Source organism: Arthrobacter sp. 10N410, assembly GCF_056394945.1.
In genome coordinates, this window is the sequence record NZ_JBFTIP010000002.1 from 511,592 (window position 1) to 531,946 (window position 20,355).

The 20,355-nt window shown below is 68.0% G+C and carries 21 protein-coding genes; 9 read left to right on the forward strand and 12 right to left on the reverse strand.

Annotation, left to right across the window (positions count from 1 at the left end; translation table 11 throughout):
• The first annotated feature begins 55 nt into the window (after positions 1-55).
• Positions 56-541: a pyridoxamine 5'-phosphate oxidase family protein gene (locus AC1DB8_RS06800; protein ID WP_476892559.1), complete on the forward strand. Its 486-nt coding sequence runs from the start codon at positions 56-58 to the stop codon at positions 539-541.
• A gap of 30 nt (positions 542-571) precedes the next feature.
• On the opposite strand, the gene AC1DB8_RS06805 is transcribed toward AC1DB8_RS06800, so the two are convergent.
• The 3 genes from AC1DB8_RS06805 to AC1DB8_RS06815 are packed head-to-tail and all read right to left on the reverse strand — an operon-like array spanning position 572 to position 3,934.
• Positions 572-1,423, reverse strand: coding sequence for a transglutaminase family protein (locus AC1DB8_RS06805; RefSeq protein WP_441418721.1), 852 nt, complete (start codon positions 1,421-1,423; stop codon positions 572-574).
• The gene (locus AC1DB8_RS06810; RefSeq protein WP_175323354.1) at positions 1,420-2,346 is read right to left on the reverse strand and encodes an alpha-E domain-containing protein; all 927 of its coding nucleotides are present in this window, start codon (positions 2,344-2,346) and stop codon (positions 1,420-1,422) included. The genes AC1DB8_RS06805 and AC1DB8_RS06810 overlap by 4 nt, the downstream gene beginning before the upstream one ends.
• Positions 2,339-3,934 (reverse strand): circularly permuted type 2 ATP-grasp protein, encoded by a 1,596-nt coding sequence (locus tag AC1DB8_RS06815; RefSeq protein ID WP_441418720.1) that lies wholly within the window; start codon positions 3,932-3,934, stop codon positions 2,339-2,341. Before AC1DB8_RS06815 ends, AC1DB8_RS06810 begins: the two co-directional genes overlap by 8 nt.
• Before the next feature lie 153 nt (positions 3,935-4,087).
• Between AC1DB8_RS06815 and AC1DB8_RS06820 the strand changes: the two genes are divergently transcribed.
• Complete coding sequence (locus AC1DB8_RS06820) at positions 4,088-5,113, forward strand: YeiH family protein (RefSeq protein ID WP_476892678.1); 1,026 nt, start codon at positions 4,088-4,090, stop codon at positions 5,111-5,113.
• A gap of 67 nt (positions 5,114-5,180) precedes the next feature.
• A complete protein-coding gene (gene pepN / locus AC1DB8_RS06825; RefSeq protein ID WP_476892560.1) occupies positions 5,181-7,787 on the forward strand; it encodes an aminopeptidase N in 2,607 nt (868 codons plus the stop codon).
• A gap of 174 nt (positions 7,788-7,961) precedes the next feature.
• Here the strand turns inward: pepN and AC1DB8_RS06830 are convergent, their stop codons facing one another.
• From AC1DB8_RS06830 to AC1DB8_RS06850, 5 genes are all read right to left on the reverse strand, one after another.
• Positions 7,962-9,065: a lipoate--protein ligase family protein gene (locus AC1DB8_RS06830; protein ID WP_441418718.1), complete on the reverse strand. Its 1,104-nt coding sequence runs from the start codon at positions 9,063-9,065 to the stop codon at positions 7,962-7,964.
• A 112-nt stretch (positions 9,066-9,177) separates the two neighbouring features.
• Positions 9,178-9,435, reverse strand: a complete 258-nt coding sequence (locus AC1DB8_RS06835) for a type B 50S ribosomal protein L31 (RefSeq protein ID WP_056739465.1) — start codon at positions 9,433-9,435, stop codon at positions 9,178-9,180.
• 184 nt (positions 9,436-9,619) lie between these two features.
• Positions 9,620-10,429 carry a TrmH family RNA methyltransferase gene (locus AC1DB8_RS06840; RefSeq protein WP_476892561.1) on the reverse strand — a complete coding sequence of 270 codons (810 nt, stop codon included), beginning with the start codon at positions 10,427-10,429 and terminating at the stop codon, positions 9,620-9,622.
• A gap of 7 nt (positions 10,430-10,436) precedes the next feature.
• Positions 10,437-11,222, reverse strand: a complete 786-nt coding sequence (locus tag AC1DB8_RS06845; protein WP_441418716.1) for a sulfite exporter TauE/SafE family protein — start codon at positions 11,220-11,222, stop codon at positions 10,437-10,439.
• A gap of 18 nt (positions 11,223-11,240) precedes the next feature.
• Positions 11,241-12,026 (reverse strand): ABC transporter ATP-binding protein, encoded by a 786-nt coding sequence (locus tag AC1DB8_RS06850; protein WP_476892562.1) that lies wholly within the window; start codon positions 12,024-12,026, stop codon positions 11,241-11,243.
• Between the two features lie 133 nt (positions 12,027-12,159).
• Here AC1DB8_RS06850 and serB point away from each other — a divergent pair, with 133 nt between their 5' ends.
• On the forward strand, positions 12,160-13,056 hold the full coding sequence (serB, locus tag AC1DB8_RS06855) for a phosphoserine phosphatase SerB (protein ID WP_476892563.1): 897 nt from the start codon (positions 12,160-12,162) through the stop codon (positions 13,054-13,056).
• 105 nt (positions 13,057-13,161) lie between these two features.
• On the opposite strand, the gene AC1DB8_RS06860 is transcribed toward serB, so the two are convergent.
• The gene (locus tag AC1DB8_RS06860) at positions 13,162-13,926 is read right to left on the reverse strand and encodes an SDR family oxidoreductase (protein WP_441418713.1); all 765 of its coding nucleotides are present in this window, start codon (positions 13,924-13,926) and stop codon (positions 13,162-13,164) included.
• 407 nt (positions 13,927-14,333) lie between these two features.
• Here AC1DB8_RS06860 and AC1DB8_RS06865 point away from each other — a divergent pair, with 407 nt between their 5' ends.
• Positions 14,334-14,723 (forward strand): DUF5655 domain-containing protein, encoded by a 390-nt coding sequence (locus AC1DB8_RS06865; RefSeq protein ID WP_476892564.1) that lies wholly within the window; start codon positions 14,334-14,336, stop codon positions 14,721-14,723.
• Positions 14,724-14,798: 75 nt separating this feature from the next.
• Here the strand turns inward: AC1DB8_RS06865 and AC1DB8_RS06870 are convergent, their stop codons facing one another.
• Together AC1DB8_RS06870 and fabG are read right to left on the reverse strand one after the other, a co-directional pair.
• On the reverse strand, positions 14,799-15,218 hold the full coding sequence (locus AC1DB8_RS06870; protein WP_441418711.1) for an Hsp20/alpha crystallin family protein: 420 nt from the start codon (positions 15,216-15,218) through the stop codon (positions 14,799-14,801).
• 174 nt (positions 15,219-15,392) lie between these two features.
• The gene (gene fabG, locus AC1DB8_RS06875; protein WP_476892565.1) at positions 15,393-16,118 is read right to left on the reverse strand and encodes a 3-oxoacyl-ACP reductase FabG; all 726 of its coding nucleotides are present in this window, start codon (positions 16,116-16,118) and stop codon (positions 15,393-15,395) included.
• A gap of 152 nt (positions 16,119-16,270) precedes the next feature.
• On the opposite strand from fabG, the gene AC1DB8_RS06880 reads away from it, so the two are divergent.
• From AC1DB8_RS06880 to AC1DB8_RS06895, 4 genes are read left to right on the forward strand one after another with little or no spacing between them, the layout of a single operon-like run.
• A complete protein-coding gene (locus AC1DB8_RS06880; protein WP_476892566.1) occupies positions 16,271-16,726 on the forward strand; it encodes a DUF3099 domain-containing protein in 456 nt (151 codons plus the stop codon).
• Complete coding sequence (locus AC1DB8_RS06885; protein WP_476892567.1) at positions 16,723-17,019, forward strand: hypothetical protein; 297 nt, start codon at positions 16,723-16,725, stop codon at positions 17,017-17,019. Before AC1DB8_RS06880 ends, AC1DB8_RS06885 begins: the two co-directional genes overlap by 4 nt.
• Positions 17,020-17,901, forward strand: a complete 882-nt coding sequence (locus AC1DB8_RS06890; RefSeq protein WP_476892568.1) for an SURF1 family cytochrome oxidase biogenesis protein — start codon at positions 17,020-17,022, stop codon at positions 17,899-17,901. It begins immediately after the preceding gene.
• 11 nt (positions 17,902-17,912) lie between these two features.
• A complete protein-coding gene (locus AC1DB8_RS06895) occupies positions 17,913-18,401 on the forward strand; it encodes a YbaK/EbsC family protein (RefSeq protein ID WP_476892569.1) in 489 nt (162 codons plus the stop codon).
• 118 nt (positions 18,402-18,519) lie between these two features.
• Here the strand turns inward: AC1DB8_RS06895 and AC1DB8_RS06900 are convergent, their stop codons facing one another.
• Entirely contained in the window at positions 18,520-20,118 is a 1,599-nt protein-coding gene (locus AC1DB8_RS06900; protein WP_441418706.1) for an ABC-F family ATP-binding cassette domain-containing protein, read from the reverse strand.
• Between the last annotated feature and the right edge of the window lie 237 nt (positions 20,119-20,355).

Consider the following 20,355-nt stretch of genomic DNA (forward strand, 5'->3'; position numbering starts at 1 on the left):
CGCCGGGCCGTTATGCCCTAGCCCGATTGTCGCCGGCTGACGTAGGCTCGGCGCCATGAGCACCGATCCGAAACCGACCGCAGGCCAGCCCCATGAAGTCGAAAACCTGGACAACCACGAGTGCTGGCGGCTGCTGCGCAGCGTGACCGTGGGCCGGATGGCCGTGTGGGTGGACGACCATCCGGACATCTTCCCGATCAACTACAAGGTGGACCACGGAACCCTCGTTTTCCGCACCGCGGAGGGCACGAAGCTGCAGGCCGCGACCGGCGACACTCCGGTAGCAGTGGAGGCCGACGGCGTCGATGCGGACAGGGGCATCGCCTGGAGCGTGGTGATCAAGGGCCAGGCCGCCGCGGTGAAGAACACGGAGGAGATCCTGGATACGGTGGGCCTGCTGCTCTTCCCGTGGCAGGCCGGCAAGAAGGACCACTTCGTCCGCATCACTCCGGACTCGATCACCGGCAGGCGTTTCAAGATTGTGCCGCCGCTGACGTGGTGGACGCCGCTGGACGACGCCACCCGCTCGGGCTTCGAATAACCCCACAACCGCGGACGGCTGGAAAGCGGCTTAGGCCAGCCGGGTGATTTCCACCGTCACCGACAGGGCGGACCCTCCGCCGCCGGACAGGATGCCCTTGAGCGGCGGTACGTCGCGGTAGTCGCGGCCGCGCGCCACCGTGACATGGAAGTCCCCGGCAGGTTTGTGGTTTGTCGGGTCCCAGCTGCGCCATTCCCCGTCCCACCATTCCAGCCAGGCATGCGACTGCCCGGCGACCGTCTCGCCGAGATCCGCCGTCGAACGCGGGTGCAGGTAACCGGAGACGTACCGGGCCGGGATTCCGCAGCTGCGCAACGCCCCGATCGCCAGGTGGGCGAGGTCCTGGCAGACGCCCTGGCGCTGGGTCCAGGCCTCCTCGGCGTTCGTGGTGACGCCGGTGGAGCCCTTCATGTAGCTCATCTCGCCGCGCATCCATTCGAACACGGCCATGGCGGCCTCATGCGGGTTGCGCCCCTCGACGACGCCGGGGACGATCGCGAGCACCTCGGCGCCGGGGCCGGTCAGCTGCGACTGCGGGATCCAGTCGCTGAACTGGTTGAGCGTTTCGGGCGAGGACAGCACGTCCCAGCCGACGATGTCCGCCTCGGCCGGGATCCGCTCGACGCGGTGGACCTCCACCGTGGTGGTGGAGAGGACCTCGAGGTGGTCGTGCGGCATCTGCATGTCGAAGGCCGTCACGCGGGTGCCCCAGTAGTCGCGGTAGCTGCTGAGCGCCGCCTGCGACGGCGAGACCTTCATGGAGGACTCCAGCACCACCTGCTGCGGGTCCGTCAGCGGCGTCATCCGGGCCTCGTTGTAGGAGAGCGTGACCCGCTTGTTGTACTTGTACGCGGTCTTGTGCGTGATGCTGAGCCGGGTCATGAAACTTCTCCCACCCAGGCCAGTTCGTCTGCCTGATTGAAGTACTTACGGGAAATGGCGTCCGAGGCCTGCGAGACGGCCTTCTGCACGCGCTCCATGTGCTCCGGCAGCTCTGACATCAGGTCGTCGGTGCGATGGAACTCAAGGAAGGTCCGGGCCTGGCCCACGATCCGTCGGGCGTCATTGATGAAGCCGACGCGCTGCGCCGAGGGGTCCAGCTTGGCGAGGCAATCGTCGGCGTCGCGCAGGGCGTAAACGATGGACCGCGGGAACAGCCGGTCCAGCAGCAGGAACTCGGCCGCGTGCTGATCGCCGAAGGCGGCCCGGCGGGTCCGCAAAAAGGATTCGTACGCGCCGGCGCAGCGGAGCATGTTGACCCAGGACATCCCGGCCGAGAGCACATCCCGGGTCGAGAGCATCCGCGCGGTCATGTCGGCCCGCTCCAGCGAGCGTCCCAGGACCAGGAACAGCCAGCTTTCGTCGTGGCTGACCGTGGTGTCCGCAAGGCCGCTGACCATCGCGGTGCGTTCCAACACCCAGTTGCAGAAGCGGTAGGTGCCCACCACGTCCTTGCGGTGCTGGTTCAGCCCGTAGTAGGTGGTGTTCAGGCTCTCCCAGAGACCGGAGGACACGGTTTCCCGGGCGCGCCGGGCGTTCTCACGCGCGGCCCCCAGAGAACCGGCGATCGAGGTGGCGCTGTGCTTGTCGTAGGCCAAAGCATGCAGCAGCTCGTCCAGGCCGAAGTCCTCGGACTGCGGCCGGGCGCCCATGACGGCGAGGAGTTCCTGCGCGACGCTGCGCTGTTCCTCCATCGGCAGGTGGTTCAGCCGTTCGAGGTGGACGTCCAGGATCCGTGCGGTGCCGTCCGCGCGTTCCACATAGCGGCCGATCCAAAACAGTGACTCGGCAATACGGCTAAGCATTCTCGGCTACCTCCCGCGCGTCGGACATCTGCTGCTGTTGTTGTTCCTTCTGGCTGTCACGCCAGTTGCTCTCCACCGGCCAGACCGAGACCCGCTCGCGGACCGCAATGGCCGGCCGCGGGATGACCTCGACCGGGACCTGCGGGGAGTCCGCCAGCACCCAGGTGTCCTTGGAACCGCCGCCCTGGCTGGAGTTCACGATCAGGGACCCCTCCTTGAGCGCCACCCGGGTGAGGCCGCCGGGCAGGACCCAGACGTCGTCGCCGTCGTTGACCGCGAAGGGGCGCAGGTCCACGTGCCGCGGGCCGAACTTGTCGCCGCTGAGCGTGGGCACGGTGGAGAGCTGCAGCACCGGCTGCGCGATCCAGCCGCGCGGGTCGGCGATGATGCGCTTGCGCAGGGCCTCGAGCTCGTCCTTGGACGCGTCGGGGCCGATGACCAGGCCCTTGCCGCCAGATCCGTCGACCGGCTTGACCACCAGCTCGTCGAGCCGGTCCAGCACGTGCTCGCGGGCTTCCTTCTCCTCAAGCCGGAAGGTGTCCACGTTGGCGATCACGGGTTCTTCGCTGAGGTAATACCGGATCAGGTCCGGCACGTAGCTGTAGACCAGCTTGTCGTCCGCGACGCCGTTGCCCACCGCGTTGGCGATCGTGACGCCGCCAGCGCGGGCGGCATTGACCAGCCCGGGGCAGCCAAGCATGGAGTCGGAGCGGAACTGCAGCGGGTCCAGGAACTCGTCGTCGATCCGCTTGTAGATCACGTCCACCCGTTGTTCGCCGGCGGTGGTGCGCATGTACACCCGGTTGCCGCGGCAGATCAGGTCCCGGCCCTCGACGAGCTCGACGCCCATCAGGCCGGCCAGCAGGGTGTGCTCGAAGTAGGCGCTGTTGAACACGCCGGGGGTCAGGACCACGACGGTGGGATCGTCGACGCCGGACGGCGCGGTCTTGCGCAGCGCGGAGAGCAGCCGGCGCGGGTATTCCTCCACCGGGCGGATGAGCTGCTGGCCGAACGCTTCCGGCAGGCCCTTGGCCATGGCGCGGCGGTTCTCCAGGACGTAGCTGACTCCGGACGGGACGCGCACGTTGTCTTCCAGAACGCGGAACGTTCCGGCCGCGTCGCGGACGACGTCGATGCCGGAAATGTGCACGCGCACGCCGCCTGCCGGTTCGAAACCGTGGACCTGGCGGTGGAAGTGGGCGCTGGTGGTGACGAGCTGCCGCGGGATGACGCCGTCGGCGACGACCGTCATCTTGTCGTAGACGTCGTTCAGGAAGGCTTCGAGGGCCCGGACGCGCTGGGCCACCCCGCGTTCCAGGACAGACCACTCGTCGGCCGGGATTACCCGGGGCACGATGTCCAGCGGGAACGGCCGCTCCTCCCCCGCGAAGTCGAAGGTGACGCCGCGGTCCAGGAAGGTCCGTGCCATCGAGTCGGCGCGGGCGGTGACGTCGGCCAGTGAGAGCTCCTGCAGCGCCCCGGCCACCTGCCCGTAGGAGCGCCGGGCCTGCTGGTCCGGGGTAAACATCTCGTCGTAGGCGCCGCTGCGGCCGGCGGCCTCGGAGTAATCCTGGAAAAGGTCAGACATGCCCACTAGCCAACCACCTTTTCGTTACGAAATCATTTCGGTGCATCCGGTGGGGCGTGTTGCGGCTCACACCTGCGTCCGGCTTTGGAGCGGTTCCGTGTCGCGCTTCGATGTTTGTCCGCAAATTACGGCAAGGTTGGGTGCGTGCCACTTATCCGACCCGCCTTCCTGCAGCGGCGCCCGGCCCGGCTGCAGCCGTTGCTGCCGGGCCTGCTCGCCTGCGCCGCCGCCGTCGTAACAGCCCTCGCCGTCCACCTGGCGCTGCCCGCACTGCCGGCCATGACGGTGGCGGTGGTGCTGGGACTGCTGGCCGCGAACCTGCCCGGTGTGTCCGGCTGGAGCGCCGGCTCCGGCCGGCCCGGGCTGGACTTCGCCGGGAAGCACCTGATGCGCAGCGGCATCGTGGTGCTGGGGCTCAAAGTCAGCGTGGTGGATGTCCTGGGCCTGGGCTGGCCCGCGCTGCTGCTGATCACCGGGGTGGTGCTGGCGGCCTTCGCCGGCACCTACGGCATCGGCCGGCTCTTCCGGCTGCCGCCGCCGGTGTCGCTGCTGATCGCGACCGGGTTCGCCATCTGCGGCGCCTCCGCGATCGGTGCGATGGCCGCGGTGCGCCGCATCCGGCAGGCTGACACCGTGCTCCCAATCGCGCTGGTCACGCTATGCGGCACGCTAGCCATCGGCGTCCTGCCGCTCCTGATCGGCCCGTTGGGACTGGGCCCGGAAGCTTTCGGGGCATGGGCCGGCGCTTCGGTGCACGACGTCGGGCAGGTGGTCGCCACCGCGCAGACCGCCGGGGCTTCGGCTCTCGCCGTCGCCGTGATCGTCAAACTCACCCGGGTACTGCTGCTCGCGCCCATGGTCGCCGCGGCGGGCATCCACCACCGGATTGGATCCGACGACGGCGGGAAGCTCCCGCCGGTCGTCCCGCTGTTCGTGGTGGGGTTCATCGCCATGGCGGCCCTGCGGTCCGCCGGCTGGCTCTCCCCCGCGGCGCTCGGGGCGGCCGCCGTGCTGCAGGACCTGCTGCTGGGCATGGCGCTGTTCGGACTTGGTTCGGCCGTGCGGGTGCGGCACCTGCTGCGCACCGGGACCCGTGCCCTGCTGGCCGCCCTGGCCTCGTGGCTGCTGATCGCCGCGCTGGGCCTGGGCGCCGCCGTCGTCCTCATCCCCGGGCACTGATACCGGGCGCTGTTACCGGGCGCTGACCCCGGCTGTGCAGCGGCACCGCTCGTGATTAGATAGCGGAGTGTCGAACCAGAACCTGCGCCGTGACGAAGCGGCCGCCCGCTCAGCCCTGATCACCACCCACAGCTACGACGTGTCCCTTGACGTCCGGCAGGCGGCGGACCCCATGGTCGCGGGCTATACCAGCCGCAGCGTCATCAACTTCTCCGCCAGCGAGCCCGGCGCCTCCACCTTCCTGGACTTCATCAGCAGCAAGGTGCACAGCGTCTTCCTCAACGGCAAGGGCCTGCCGGTGGCGGACGTGGTGGACGGCTCGAGGATCCGGCTGGACAATCTGCAGGCCGAAAACCAAGTCACTGTCACCGGCACCGCCCTGTTCAGCACCTCCGGCGAGGGTATGCACCGTTTCTTCGATCCCGCCGACGGCCAGTGCTACCTCTACACCCAGTACGAGCCCGCGGACGCGCGGCGCGTGTTCGCGAACTTCGAACAGCCCGACCTCAAGGCCGAGTTCACCTTCCACGTGATGGCCCCGTCCGAATGGCAGGTGTCCTCGAACGGCGTCGAAGCCCTACGCACCCAGCTGACCAGTGATCCGGCGACAAGCCGCTGGGACTTCGCCCCCACCAAGCCGATGTCCACCTACATCACCACGGTGCTCGCTGGCCCCTACTTCAAGGCCGAGGACACCTGGCACGGGACCCTCTCGGACGGCACCGCGCTGGACGTGCCGCTGGCCCTCTACTGCCGGGCCTCCATGGCGCCGTCTTTCGACGCGGCGGAACTGTTCCGGCTGACCAGGAACGGCCTGGACTTCTTCAACGATCTCTTCGACTACCCGTACCCCTGGGGTAAGTACGAGCAGGCCTTCGTGCCCGAGTACAACCTGGGCGCCATGGAGAACCCCGGCCTGGTGACGTTCACGGAAAGCTATGTGTTCACCTCCCGGGCGGCCGACTCGCAGTACCAGGGCCGGGCCAACACCCTGCTGCACGAAATGGCGCACATGTGGTTCGGCGACCTGGTCACGATGCAGTGGTGGGACGATCTGTGGCTCAAGGAATCCTTCGCGGACTACATGGGGACCCTCGGCGTGGACCGCACCACGGACTGGGAAACCGCCTGGGTGAACTTCGCCAACAACCGCAAGGCCTGGGCCTACGTCCAGGACCAGCTGCCCACCACGCACCCGATCGTCGCGGACATCCCGGACCTTGAGGCCGCCAAGCAGAACTTCGACGGCATCACCTATGCCAAGGGCGCCTCGGTGCTCAAGCAATTGGTCGCCTACGTGGGCTTCGAGGCGTTCATCGCCGGATCGCGCCAGTACTTCCGCGACCACGCCTACGGCAACACCACGCTGGAGGACCTGCTGGCCGCGCTCAGCGCCGCGTCCGGCCGCGACCTCGCCACCTGGGCCCGGCAGTGGCTGCAGACCTCCGGCATCTCGACCCTCACCTCCGAGATCGAGGAGCACGATGGCGTCCTGGCCACCGTGTCCCTGCACCAGCACGCGGAGGACCCGATCACCGGCCGGCAGGAGCCGCGGCCGCACCGGCTGCGGATCGGCCTCTACAACCCCGATGCCGCCGGCGCCCTGGTGCGCACCGACAGCGTGGAGACCGACGTCGACGGCGAACTCACCCTGGTAAGCCAGCTCGCCGGCAAGGCGCGACCGGCGCTGCTGCTGGTCAACGATGAGGACCTCAGCTACGCCAAGGTCCGGCTGGACCCGCACTCCGAGGCCACCGTGCGCAGTTCCCTGGGGACGATCAGCGATCCGATGGCACGGGCACTGTGCTGGACCGCGTTGTGGGATTCCGCCCGGGACGCCGTCACGCCCGCGGCCCGCTACGTGGAGGCAGTGCAGCGCTTCGGCGCCTTCGAGACCGGCATCGGCGTGCTCCTGAATGTCCTCGGCAACGCCGGAACGGCGATCGAACGCTACGTTCCCGCGGCCGGGCGGAACGCCGTCCGCAGCGCCTTCCTGGACGTCGCCGCCGCCGAACTGGAGAAGGCAGCACCCGGCTCCGACCACCAGCTGGCCTGGGCACGCACGCTCGCCGCCACGAGCCGCTTCGACGCCGGACGGCTGGACCTGGCGAAGGGCTTGCTGGACGGCAGCACTGTCATCGAGGGCCTCTCCGTCGATGCGGAGCTCCGCTGGAACCTCTGGCACGCCCTCGCGGCCAACGGCCAGGCGGACCCGGCGCAGCTGGACGCCGAACTGGCCCGCGACAACACCGCCTCGGGCAAGTCCGGGCACGCCACCGCCCTAGCGGCCCGGCCTGAGCCCTCGGTCAAGGATGCCGCCTGGGACGCCGCCGTGCACGGCACCGCACTGTCCAACCAGTTGCTCAGTGCCACCATCGCGGGCTTCAACACCGCGCCGGCCGGCCTGCTGGCCGGCTACGTCGAACCCTACTTCGAGTGCCTCGAGCGGGTCTGGGCGGACCGCAGCATCGAGATCGCCAGCCGGATCGTTCGCGGCCTCTACCCGGCCGGCCAGGACCTGACCCCGGACCTGCCTCCGGAGGAGCACCCGGTGATCGTCCGGACGGACAAGTGGCTCGCCGAACATACGGACGCACCCCGCGCGTTGCGACGGATCATCATCGAACAGCGCAGTCAGTTGCTGCGGGCCCTCACGGCGCAGGCCGCGGGCTAGGAACCGCCCGGGGCGCCCATCTGACGCGAATGGCCGCTATACGCGTGGGCATAGCGGCCATTGGTGGCGAATCGACCAAGGACGTCGCCCGCCCGGGCGCCCATCGGATGCAAACGGCCGCTGGGGGTGTGTACGGAGGACTGCTGCGGAGCAGCCAGCGCGATAGTGGGGACGCTACGGGACCCGGTGTAGCCACTCCGTGGTGCCGAACTTGGTCTCCACCCGCTGCCGGGCAGCGTCGAGTTCGGCCTCGGTGAGTTCCGCCGGCGTCGCGCCGTACCGCTCGGTGAAAACCTCCATCATGGCGGCGACAATCTCGGCGCGGGCCAGTCCGGTCTGCCGGCGCAGCGGGTCGACGCGTTTCTTTGCGCTCGTCGTGCCCTTGTCCGAGAGTTTCTCCTTGCCGATCCGGAGCACCTCGACCATCTTGTCAGCGTCGATGTCGTAGCTCATGGTGACGTGGTGCAGCATGCCGCCGTTGGCGAGGCGCTTCTGTGCGGCGCCGCCGATCTTGCCCTGCTCGGTGGCGATGTCGTTCAGCGGCACGTAGAACGCGCTGATGCCGACCTTTTCCAGGGCCGCCATGACCCACGCGTCCAGGAAACCGTAGGAGTCGGCGAAGCTGATGCCGTCCACGAGCGTCTGCGGCAGGTAGAGCGAGTAGGTGATGCAGTTACCGGCCTCCATGAACATGGCGCCCCCGCCGCTGATCCGGCGGACCACACTGATGCCGTGCCTGCTCACGCCGTCGGGGTGGACCTCGTTGCGGACGGACTGGAAGCTGCCGATCACCACAGACGGCTCCTCCCAGTCCCAGAACCGCAGCGTCGGGTTGCGGCGGCCGGCGCCGACCTCCTCGGTGAGGACCTCGTCCAGGGCCACGTTCACGTGGGTGGGCAGCACGGACGGGCCGATGATGTTCCAGTGGTGGTCGGCCCAGCCCGTGGCCTTGGCCAGGGCCCGGCGGACCGTAATGGCGATCGCCTCGGCGGAGAAACCGAAGAGCACAGCGTCCTCGGGCAGCGCGGCCTTGACCGCCGCGGCAAGGTCGGCCGCGCTGGCATCCTCGGGCAGGCCGGTGAGGCTGCGGTTGATCTCCAAGAGCGCCTCGTCGGGTTCCAGGAAGAAGTCCCCGCTGATCGAGACGTGGGCCAGGACCCCGTCGACGACGTCGAGATCGGCCACCACCAGTTTGCCGCCGGGAACCTTGTACTCGCCGTGGCGGCGGCCGCCGTCGTCCTCGGTGGCGGACGCTGCGGGCGAAGGGAAGGAAGTCATACCCTTAATCCTGCCACGCGGCCAGGGCCCGGGTACGCAAAGCGGCCGGGACGCAAAAAGCCCGCACCGTTGCCGGTGCGGGCTTTTCCAAAAGACTTTGGAGTGAAGAAAGTTACTTCTTGCCGCCGAAGCCCTTGAAGCGAGCGTTGAAGCGCTCGACGCGGCCTGCAGAGTCCATGATGCGCTGCTTGCCCGTGTAGAACGGGTGGGACTCGGAGGAGATTTCGACGTCGATGACCGGGTAGGTGTTTCCGTCTTCCCACTCGATGGTCTTCGAGGAAGACACGGTGGACTTGGTCAGGAACTTGACGCCGGAAGCCAGGTCGTTGAAAACAACAGCTTCGTACTTCGGGTGGATATCAGACTGCATAATTGGACCTTTGTTCACGCAACTGGATTTTGCCAGCTGCCAGGTATGAGTGGGATGGCTGCTCGGCGCCGGAAGGCGCAGCACGGCCAGCTACCAATAATAGCCCAGATCCCCCGACTGGACGAACCGGCCCGCGGGCGGCCGCGGAGGATCTCCGAACCGACCGGCGGGCGGCCGCGGAGTGTCAGTCGCGGGGCCGCAGTTCCCAGAACGCGACGGCGGAGGCCGCGGCGACGTTGAGCGAATCGACGCCGGGGCGCATCGGGATCTTCACGGCCAGATCGACGGCGGCCAGGGTCTCCTCACTCATCCCGGCGCCCTCGGTGCCAAGCACCAGGGCCAGCCGTTCGGGGTTCCGGGCCGCGAGCACATCGACGTCCACCGCGTCCGGGGTCAGCTCCATCGCGGCGACCAGGAAGCCGTGTTCCTTGAGCACCGCCAGCTCCCCCGGCCACGTGTCGAGCCGGGCCCACGGGACCTGGAAAACGGTTCCCATGCTCACGCGCACGCTGCGCCGGTAGAGGGGGTCGCCACAGCGCGGGGAGACCAGCACGGCGTCAAGCCCCAGGGCGGCCGCGGACCGGAAGATCGCACCGACATTCGTGTGGTCCACAATGTCCTCGAGGACCGCGATCCGGCGGGCACCGGCGAGCAGGTGGGGCAGCGGCACGGGCGCCGGACGGTGCATGGCTGCCATCGCGCCCCGGTGCAGGTGGAAGCCGGTAATCTCCTCCAGGAGCGCGGCCGAGCCGATGTAGGCCGGGACGTCCGGATACTCCTCAAAGACGTCGGCGAGGTCCTGGATCCACTTCTCCGCAAGGAAGAAAGAACGCGGCCGGTGCCCGGCGGCGAGGGCGCGGAGCAGCACCCGGGAGGACTCCGCAATGTACATGCCCTCGGCGGGTTCGCGGAGCTTGCGCAGGTGCACGTCGGTGAGCTGGGTGTAGTCGGCGACCCGGGGGTCGTCGGCGGATTCGAGGTAGTGGAAGCTCATGCGCCGGTCAATTCACCAGTTTGGCGATCATGAAGCCCAGGGCCACGGTTCCCAGGATGAAGATCACGCCGCGCAGCACCGGCGGCGACAGGCGGCGGCCCACCTTGGAACCGACCAGGCCGCCGATCAGCGAACTGACGGCGATCAGCCCGACGGCGGGCCAGCTGATCCGGTCGAAGGCGAAGAGCAGGTAGGATGCCGCGGCGACGAGGTTCACGCCGAGGACCAGGATGTTCTTCATGGCGTTGGCGTTCTGCATGGTTCCGGCCATGAACACCCCGAGGATGCCGACCAGCAGGATGCCCTGCGCCGCCACGAAGTATCCGCCGTAGACACCGGCGAGGTAGACCAGGACCACCAGCAGGATCCCGTGCCGTTTGTCGCGGATGGCGTGCTCCGGGTTTTCTTCCCGGTTCTGCACCCAGCGTTGCAGCCTGGGCTGGAACACCACCATCAGCAGGGCCACCACGATCAGCGCGGGCGCGGCGTAGTGGAACACCATTTCCGGCAGGTGCAGCAGCAAGTAGGCGCCGGTGATGCCGCCCAGCAGTGAGGCGGGCAGCAGCCGGAGCAGCTGGTTCCGCCGCCCTGCCAGCTCCTTGCGGTAGCCCCAAGCACCGGCCGCGCTGCCGGCCACAAGGCCCATGGCGTTGCTGATCGAGGCGGTCACCGGGGCGAAGCCGAGGGCTATCAGCACCGGAAAAGTCACCAGGGTGCCCGAGCCCACCACGCTGTTGATGGTTCCGGCCCAGAGGCCGGCGAAGAAAATGAAGACGCTACTGAGGAACTCCACGCGCTGTCAGTGGTTTCTTCAGCGGCGGGCGGTGGCGGTGTACCGGCCGCCGGAAACGTTGACGTCGAGGTCGACGCCGAACGTCTTGCTGAGGTTTTCCGCGGTCAGCACCTCGGCCAGCGGGCCGGAGGCAACAACGCCGCCGTCGCGCAGGAGGAGTGCGTGGGTGAAGCCCGGCGGGACCTCTTCGAGGTGGTGGGTGACCAGCACGATCGCGGGGGCAGCCTCGTCGCGGGCCAGCTCGCTGAGCCGGTGGACGAGGTCCTCGCGGCCGCCCAGGTCCAGGCCGGCGGCGGGCTCGTCGAGCAAGAGCAGTTCAGGATCCGTCATGAGCGCGCGGGCAATCTGCACGCGCTTGCGTTCCCCTTCGGAGAGGGAGGCGAAGGGGCGGTTGAGCAGCGGGCCCATCCCCCACTCATTGAGCAGGGCGAAGGCGCGGCGTTCGTCGTCCTTCTCGTAGCCCTCGCGCCAGCGGCCGGTGACGCCGTACGCGGCGGTCACGACGACGTTGAGGACCTTTTCGTGCTCGGGGATCTGGTTGGCGAGGGCGGCGGAGGACAGGCCGATCCGCGGGCGGAGTTCGAAGACGTCCACGGCGCCGAGGATCTCTTCGAGGATCCCGGCCATGCCGCTGGTGGGATGGAGGCGTGCTGCGGCCACCTGCAACAGAGTGGTCTTGCCAGCGCCGTTGGGACCGAGGATCACCCAACGCTCGCCTTCCTTGACCTGCCAGTCAACCTTGTCCAGGAGCATTTTCGCCCCACGTACAACGCTGACGGCGGCCATTTCAAGAACATCACTCATAGGAGTAGACACTAGGACAAAAAAGCGGACTACTGATAACCGGGCCGCAGGCCAGAGGGCGGTGTCCCCCGGGCGCGTCACCAGCGCGAAACGAATTCCGGGCGGCTGCGGCGCGCTCGCTAGGATTGAGGCCATGAGTTCGAACGTGACCGCGGTCAGCTACGGCGTGCATTTGTCCCTTCCCGAAGTAGAGCAGCTGCGCCGTTCGCTGTCCGGAGCGGGGCTGTCCGTCGGCGCCGAAAGCACCTCCGGCGACGGCCGCTTCGCGGTCTACTCCGCGGACTGCACGCTGCCGGACGCCCTGACCAAGGCGGGGCTGGCCGACCTTCGCCGGAGCGTCGCCGCGGCCGGCGTCGAGGGCGTCGAAACGGCAATCGTTCCCGCTGCCCTGCGGCAGGCAGCGCGGAAGTTCCTGATCATGGACGTCGACTCCACACTGATCCGGCAGGAAGTCATTGAGCTGCTGGCCGCCTATGCGGGCAAGCGGGAGGAAGTGACGGCCGTGACCGAGGCGGCCATGCGCGGCGAACTGGACTTCGCGCAGAGCCTGCACGCCCGGGTGGCGGTGCTCGCCGGGCTGCCGGCCGACGTCGTCGACTCCGTCCGCGCCGAGGTGACTCTGAGCGACGGCGCGGCAGAGCTGGTGGCGGCCTTCAAGGCGGCCGGACACGCCGTCGCCGTCGTCTCGGGCGGCTTCAACCAGATCCTGCGGCCGATTGCCGAGGGCCTGGGACTGGACTACTGGATCGCCAACGAACTGGAAATCGTCGACGGCGCGCTGACCGGCAGGGTGCTGGGAGATGTGGTGGACCGCGCCGCCAAGGAAAAGTACCTGCGCGAATGGGCGGCCGCGGAGGGCATCCCGATGGAACACACCATTGCGGTGGGCGACGGGGCCAATGACCTGGACATGCTTGGCGCCGCGGGCATCGGTGTCGCGTTCAACGCCAAGCCCGCCGTCCGCGCGGTGGCGGACGCTGCCGTGAACATGCCCTACCTCGACGCCGTCCGGCACATCGCCGGCGTCTGAGCCCGCCTTGACGCCCGTCCCTTAACGCCAGTCCCTTAACGCCAGATGACACTTGGCGGCAGTGTCATTGAAGAACACTGCCGCCAAGTGCCATCCCGGTGGCTGCTAGTTGTTGACCGTGCCGTTTGACTTGTCGAAGTAGTCGGCGCCCCCGACGTATTCGGTGTGGCCGGTTTCGACGTCGGCGGTGGCCATCTTGGCGACCTCGGCGGCGAATTCCTTGACCGAATACAGCTTGCCGGCCTCGGCGCGGCGGGCCTCGATGGCGCCCGGGTTGGAGCGGTCCAAGAGTGTGGCGGTGACGGTGCCTTCAATCATGTCGCCGGAGACAACCACCAGCGAGATGCCCTTCTCCGCCAGGGCCGGAACCAGTTCGCGGAGCGCATCCTCGCCCGCGCGCTTGCTGCGGGCGACGGGCTCATACTCGGGCATGGTGGGCACGGTATTGATGAAGTGGGCCTGGTGGCTGGTCACGAAGACCACGCGTGAGCCCTCGGCCATCAGCGGCACGGCGGCATTGAGCATGTTGACCTGGGCGTCGCGGTTCAGCTTGAGCGCGTAACCCTCTTCCATGCCGGACTCCATGCCGCCGGAAGCGTTCAGGACCAGGAGATCCAGTGAGCCGAAGTTCTCCATTGCGGCGCTGGCCAGGGCCTGGACGCCTTCCTGCGTGGTCAGGTCTGCGCCCACGGCTGCAGCCCGGCCGCCCGCGGCCTCGATCTCAGCGACAACCTTGTTGGCGCGCGGCGCCTTCTGGCGGTAGTTCACAACGACGGCGGCACCCTCGGCGGCGAGGAATTTGGCGACCTCTGCGCCGATGCCGCGCGATGAACCGGTAACGATTGCGGTCTTGTTGTCCAGCAGTCCCATTCGAGCTCCTTTGTTCCAAACATCCAAATACTGTGGGGTCTGCTGTCCATCATGCCAGCGGCCCGCAGCATTTCGGTTGTTCGGGATCCACAAAGAAGCCGCGCGGGCCTAGTTCGGGTGGCGGCGCGGATTGGTTTTCGGGTAATGCGCGGGACATGCCCACTCCCGGCGCCCCAGACCACGGGACATGCCCAGATGGCGGGCGCAGCAAGGGACATAATGCCTAAGTGTCCATCGCCCGCAGCCGGGAGTGGGCATGTCCCCCGGAGACTGCAGCCAAGAGTGGACATGTCCCCCGCGCGTGAGGTGCGCGCTCCCCTGGTCTCACCGAGTACAACCTGCGTCCCCGGTTCGATTGGCCCACACGCTTCTGTTTTGGCACCGCGCCGGGGCGTAGGCTCGCGCCCATGGGGAGCCACGGCACCGAATCCACGCCGGAAGAGGTCTTCAGCGGGTCACCGCGCGGCCTGGACCTTTGCCGCGCGGTGGAACGGCTCCTCGCCACGTCTCCGCCGGCAGCCGCGCCGCCCGAAATCAGGGCGACCACCAGCCAGGTGGCCTTCCGCGGACGCCGTCGCGGGTTCGCCTACGTCTGGTGGCCGGGACGCTATGTCCGCTCAGATGTCCCGGCCGTACTGTCCATTGCGCTGCGCAACCGCATCGACTCGCCCCGGTTCAAGTCGGTGGTTAACCCGTCCCCCGGCCTGTGGATGCATCATGTGGAGCTCCGCGCTGAAGAGGACCTGGACGCCGAGGTCGCGGGATGGCTGCGGCAGGCAAGGGACGAAGCCGGCTGAGGAAAGCGATCGCCGCTCGTCCCCAGCCGGCGGGGCTTCGCCGCGGGCGGGCGGCCCGCCATACGGGGACCCGCGTCAGGCGCGGTCCACCCGGATTTTCTTCGTGGGCTCCCCTGGCGCCGCCACGGGGGCCGGCGCGCGCACTTCCAGGACGCCGTCCTTATAGCTGGCCGTGATGTCCTCTTCCTTTGCCCCGGCCGGGAGGGCGATGCTGCGCAGGAAGGAGCCGTAGCGGAATTCCGAGCGATAGCCGGTCTTGCTCTTGTGCTCGGTCTTTTCTTCGCGTTCGGCCCGGATGTGCAGCATGCCTTCGCTGACCGACACGTCGACGTCCTTGTCGGGATCGATACCGGGAACCTCCGCCCGCACCACCAGGGTATTGCCGTCCTGGAACTGCTCGACCTTGATGGTCGACGCCATCGTCAGGTCGCCGTCGAGGAACCGACGGACAGGTTCCAACATGTCCGAGGGCGCCCACTTGCTGAGATCAGCCATGATAAATCCTCCTGGGTCCACGCCCCTGCCTTGGCGCGGTCAGGGGCTGTAACCCCATTACACGCCCCCGGCCGCAGCGCCGCCTAGGGCCAAAGGCCCGGCCTCGTGCCGCCTCCGCGGACGACGGCGGCCGCCGTCGTCCGCGGAGCCCAAAGCCGGCCGCAGAGCTACTGCCTAGTGGCCCATACCAAGGCCGCCGTCGACCGGGATAACCGCGCCGGAGATGTAGGCGGCCTCGTCGCTGGCAATCCAGCGGACGACGTCGGCCACTTCCGACGCCTCGGCGAAGCGGCCCGCGGGAACCTTCGACAGGTAGTCCTTCTGCGTGGCTTCCGGCAGCTCGGCGGTCATATCCGTGTTGATGAAGCCCGGCGCCACCACGTTGGCGGTGATTCCGCGACCCCCGAGTTCGCGGGTGAGGGAGCGGGCAATCCCGACGAGGCCGGCCTTGGATGCGGAGTAGTTGATCTGGCCCGGGGCGCCGTAGAGGCCGGAGACGGAGGAAATGAGTACCAAGCGGCCCTTGCGTGCGCGGATCATGCCCTTGGAGGCGCGCTTGATCACCCTGAAGGCTCCGGTGAGATTTGTGTCGATGACCGAGGTGAAGTCGTCCTCGCTCATCCGCATCAGGAGCGTGTCTTTGGTGATGCCGGCGTTGGCCACCAGGACCTCGACGGGGCCGTGCGCCGCCTCGACTTCGGTGAACGCCGCGTCCACCGAAGCCTCGTCCGTGACGTCTGCCTTGACGCCGAGGATGCCCTCCGGGAGCGTGGCCGCGCTGCGGTAGGTGACCGCCACCTTGTCGCCGTTGGCGAGGAAGGATTCGGCGATGGCGAGGCCGATGCCGCGGTTGCCGCCGGTGATGAGGACGCTGCGGCCGGTGGAGGTTGCTTCAGACATGTTGGGCTCCGGGATTCTGCGGCTCACTGGCACCGCGTTGGGTGGGCTGGATTTTCCTGCCTCCGATCTTAGCCTCCGGCGCGCTCCACCCCGCTCTGGGCCGCCCGCTGTTTGGGCGGTCCAGCCGATGGTGAGAGAATTGCAGGAAGCCTATGGAGCGTGATCTGAAAGCCGTGACAAACAAGAACCGACCCGGTGAACGGACGTCCGGGGAGGACTCCGGCGACACCGAGGTCCACAGCATTACCGACGCCGCCGCCGCCCACTCGGAAGAGATGCGTCAGCGGATGATCAAGTATGCCGTGGCGATGGGCATTCGCATGGTCTGCCTGATCCTGGTGTTTGTGGTCGACGGCTGGTTCAAGATCCTCCCCGTCATCGGAGCAGTGTTCCTGCCGTGGTTTGCGGTGGTGATCGCCAACGGCAGCGACCACGCCGAAGTGCACAGCGAATCGCTGATCGACTACGTGCCGATGGGCGAATTGGACGCTCCACGCTCCGGGCAAACAACGGGCCAGGAACCACCGGCGGCGGACGATGTCCCCATCACCCTGTTGCAGGGCGAGCTGATTGACGACGACGAAGACCACGGACGGGCAGCTTCATGAACATTTTTGACTTGGCCGGCCCGACGGCCGAGCCCGCCAGCGCGCTGTGCTCCCGCAAGGCGTGCCGTGCGCACGCCGAGTGGCAACTGCTGTGGAACAACCCCAAGATCCACACGCCGGAGCGGCGCAAGATCTGGCTCGCCTGTCCGGAGCACCGGGCCTGGCTGGAGGATTATCTCCAGACGCGGGGGCTGTGGAAGGAAACCCTTCCGCTGCACAGCACCCCCGACGAAGCCGCGGGCGGGGCCGGGAACGACGCTGCCTCGACCATCGCCCCGGGCAGGGCCGGCTGAATGTACCGCTTCCTTTTCTCCAGCAAGTGGCTGGGCTACCTGCTGCTGGCCGCCATTTTCGCCACCGCCTGCGTGCTCCTGGGCCGCTGGCAGATGGACCGCCGGGCGGAAACGCTCGCGGAGATCAACCGCGTCGTCTCGAATTACTCGGCCACCCCGATCCCCTTCGCGGACGCCCGGAACCAGTTCATTAAACTCGACGCCGACCGTGAATGGACACAGGTCGAGCTGCACGGCCGCTACGACGAGGCCGGCCAGCGGATTGTCCGCAACCGCCCGCTCAACGGCCAACCGGGCTACGAGGTGGTGGTCCCCTTCAAGCTGGACTCCGGCGAGACGGTTGTGATCGACCGCGGCTGGCTGCCCATCGGCAACAAGACCCCGGGCAGCCCGGACTCAATTCCTGCCCCGCCCCCGGGCGAGGTCACGGTGGTTGCGCGGCTCAAGCATTCCGAGCCGGAACTGCAGCGCGGCGCCCCGGACGGGCAGCTCGCGTCGATCGACCTCGCCGCCTACTCGGCCCAGCTCGGGTATGCCCTCCTCACCGGGGCCTACGGCCAGCTGGCCTCGGAAACCCCGCCGGCAGCGGACATGCCCGTCGGCTTCCCCAAACCGTCCACCGACGAGGGCACGCACCTGTCCTACTCGCTGCAGTGGTTTGCCTTTGGCGTTCTCATGTTCGTCGGCTTCGGCTACGCAGCACGCCAGCAAGCCCGCAACGCTGAGATTGACGCCGAGGACGCCCAGGATCAGGCCGCGGCCGCCGACGGCTACCTGCACGCCAGCAACCCGGCGCCCCGCCGTCGTCCTGTCCCCCGGAAGCGGAAAACTGCCACCGCGGAGGAAGAGGAAGACGCCATCCTGGACGCCCAGGGATTCTGAAGGAGCACAGCATGGACCCCGACGCCGTAGCGAACGTCCGGCGCGCGCTCCTCGCGGCGGGCGCGGCCGACACCGTAGCCGTCTTTGAGACCCAGGTGCCGACCGCCGCCGCGGCGGCCGCGGCTTTGGGCTGCGACGTCGCGGCGATCACCAACAGCCTCGTGTTCGACGTCGACGGCGCTCCCCTGCTGATCCTGGCCAGCGGCGCGGCCAAGGTCGATCTCCGCCACGTCGCCGCGCGGCTCGGGTCAGGGAAGATCCGCCGCGCGGATGCCGACTTCGTCCTGCTGCACACGGGCCAGCGCGTCGGGGGTGTAGCCCCGGTGGGCCACCCGCAGAAGATCAGGACCCTGCTCGACGAGTCCCTCAAGGACCACGAACTCCTCTGGGCCGGCGCCGGCGACCACCACTCCATGTTCTCGATCACCTACCAAGAACTCCACCGCATCACCAACGCCGAGCAGATGCCTGTCCGCAAAACCGCCGAAACGGTGACATGACCGCAAGCGTCGAACGCGGTCCATTTGCGTAGCGTGCGTCTAAGCGGCGGCCCACGCCGTCAGGGTTCCCTGGCCGAGCTTGCGAGGTTAGGGCGACGGTGGGGAGACCGGGCGAGGCCTACGCCAGCGTGATCAAGTCCAGGTAGTCCTCATTCCAGAGGTCCTCGACGCCATCAGGAAGCAGCACAACACGCTCCGGGTTGAGGGCTTCGACAGCACCCTCGTCGTGGCTCACCAGCACCACGGCACCGGTGTAGTTGCTCAGGGCCCCGAGGATTTCGGCGCGGCTGGCCGGGTCGAGGTTGTTGGTGGGCTCATCAAGGAGCAGCACGTTCGCGCTCGAGGCCACGATGGTGGCCAGCGCCAATCGTGTCTTTTCGCCGCCGGAGAGCACACCGGCGGGCTTGTCGACGTCGTCGCCGGAGAACAGGAACGAGCCCAGGATGTTGCGGACCTCGGCGTCGTTCATGTCAGGGGCCGAGGAGCGCATGTTCTGCAGAACGGTGCGGTCGACGTCGAGCGTCTCATGTTCCTGGGCGTAGTAGCCGACCTTCAGTCCGTGGCCGGGGATCACTTCGCCGGTGTCGGGCTTGTCGACGCCGGCGAGCATGCGCAGCAATGTGGTCTTGCCGGCACCGTTGAGGCCCAGGATGACCACCTTGGAGCCGCGGTCGATCGCGAGGTCGACGTCGGTGAAGATTTCCAGCGAGCCGTAGGACTTGCTGAGGCCGTCGGCGGTGAGCGGCGTCTTGCCGCAGGGTGAGGGGTCCGGGAAGCGCAGGGCAGCCACGCGGTCGTTCTCGCGGACCGCTTCGAGGCCGCCGAGGAGGCGTTCGGCGCGCTTGGCCATGTTCTGCGCGGCGACGGCCTTAGTGGCCTTGGCGCGCATCTTGTTGGCCTGGTCCATCAGGACCTGGGCCTTCTTTTCGGCGTTGGCGCGTTCGCGCTTGCGGGCACGTTCATCGGTTTCGCGCTGCGTGAGGTAGCGCTTCCAGTCCATGTTGTAGAAGTCGATCTGCGCGCGGTTGGCGTCCAGCAGGAAGACCTTGTTCACCGTGGCCTCAAGCAGTTCCGTGTCGTGGCTGATCACGATCAGGCCGCCCTGGTGGTTCTTCAGGAACTCCCGGAGCCAGGCGATGGAATCGGCGTCGAGGTGGTTCGTGGGCTCATCGAGGAGCATCGTCTCGGCGTCGGAGTACAGGATGCGTGCCAGCTCTACACGGCGGCGCTGGCCGCCGGAAAGGGTCTTGAGCGGCTGGTTCAGCAGCCGGTCCGGCAGGGCGAGGTTTGAGCAGATCGCTGCGGCCTCGGCCTCGGCCGCGTAGCCGCCGGCGGCGAGGAACTCGGATTCCAGCCGGTCATAGCGGTTCATCGCCTTGCGCTGGACGTCGGCGTCCTCGCTGGCCATCTCTTCGTGTGCCACGCGGAGCTTGCCGACCGCGATGTCGAGGCCGCGGGCGGACAGGATGCGGTCCCGGGCCAGCTGCTCCATGTCCGGCGTGCGCGGGTCCTGCGGCAGGTAGCCGATCTCGCCGCTACGGGTGACCTTGCCGGCGGCGGGCAGGCCCTCGCCGGCCAGGACGCGGGTGAGCGTGGTCTTGCCTGCACCGTTACGGCCGACGAGGCCGATCTTGTCTCCCTTGTCGATCCGGAAGCTCACCTGGTCCATAAGCAGACGGGCGCCGGCGCGCAGTTCGAGATCCTGGACGGTAATCAATGCAGCTAAGGCCTTTCACAACAGGGAACGCCGCGGCACAACGGATGGAGTCTGGACGGGGGCCGGGGCAGTGTGGCCGAGAGAACGGCCTCTACCAGTCTACCGGCACCTCCCCTGCCGGGTGACATCGGGGAACGCGGCGGACGACGGCGGCCCGCGTCCGCCAGCGCCGGCTCCCTTTGGCGGGGTTGGCCAGCGAGGGGACCGCCGCTTAGTGGAAGGCCTACAAAATGGCGG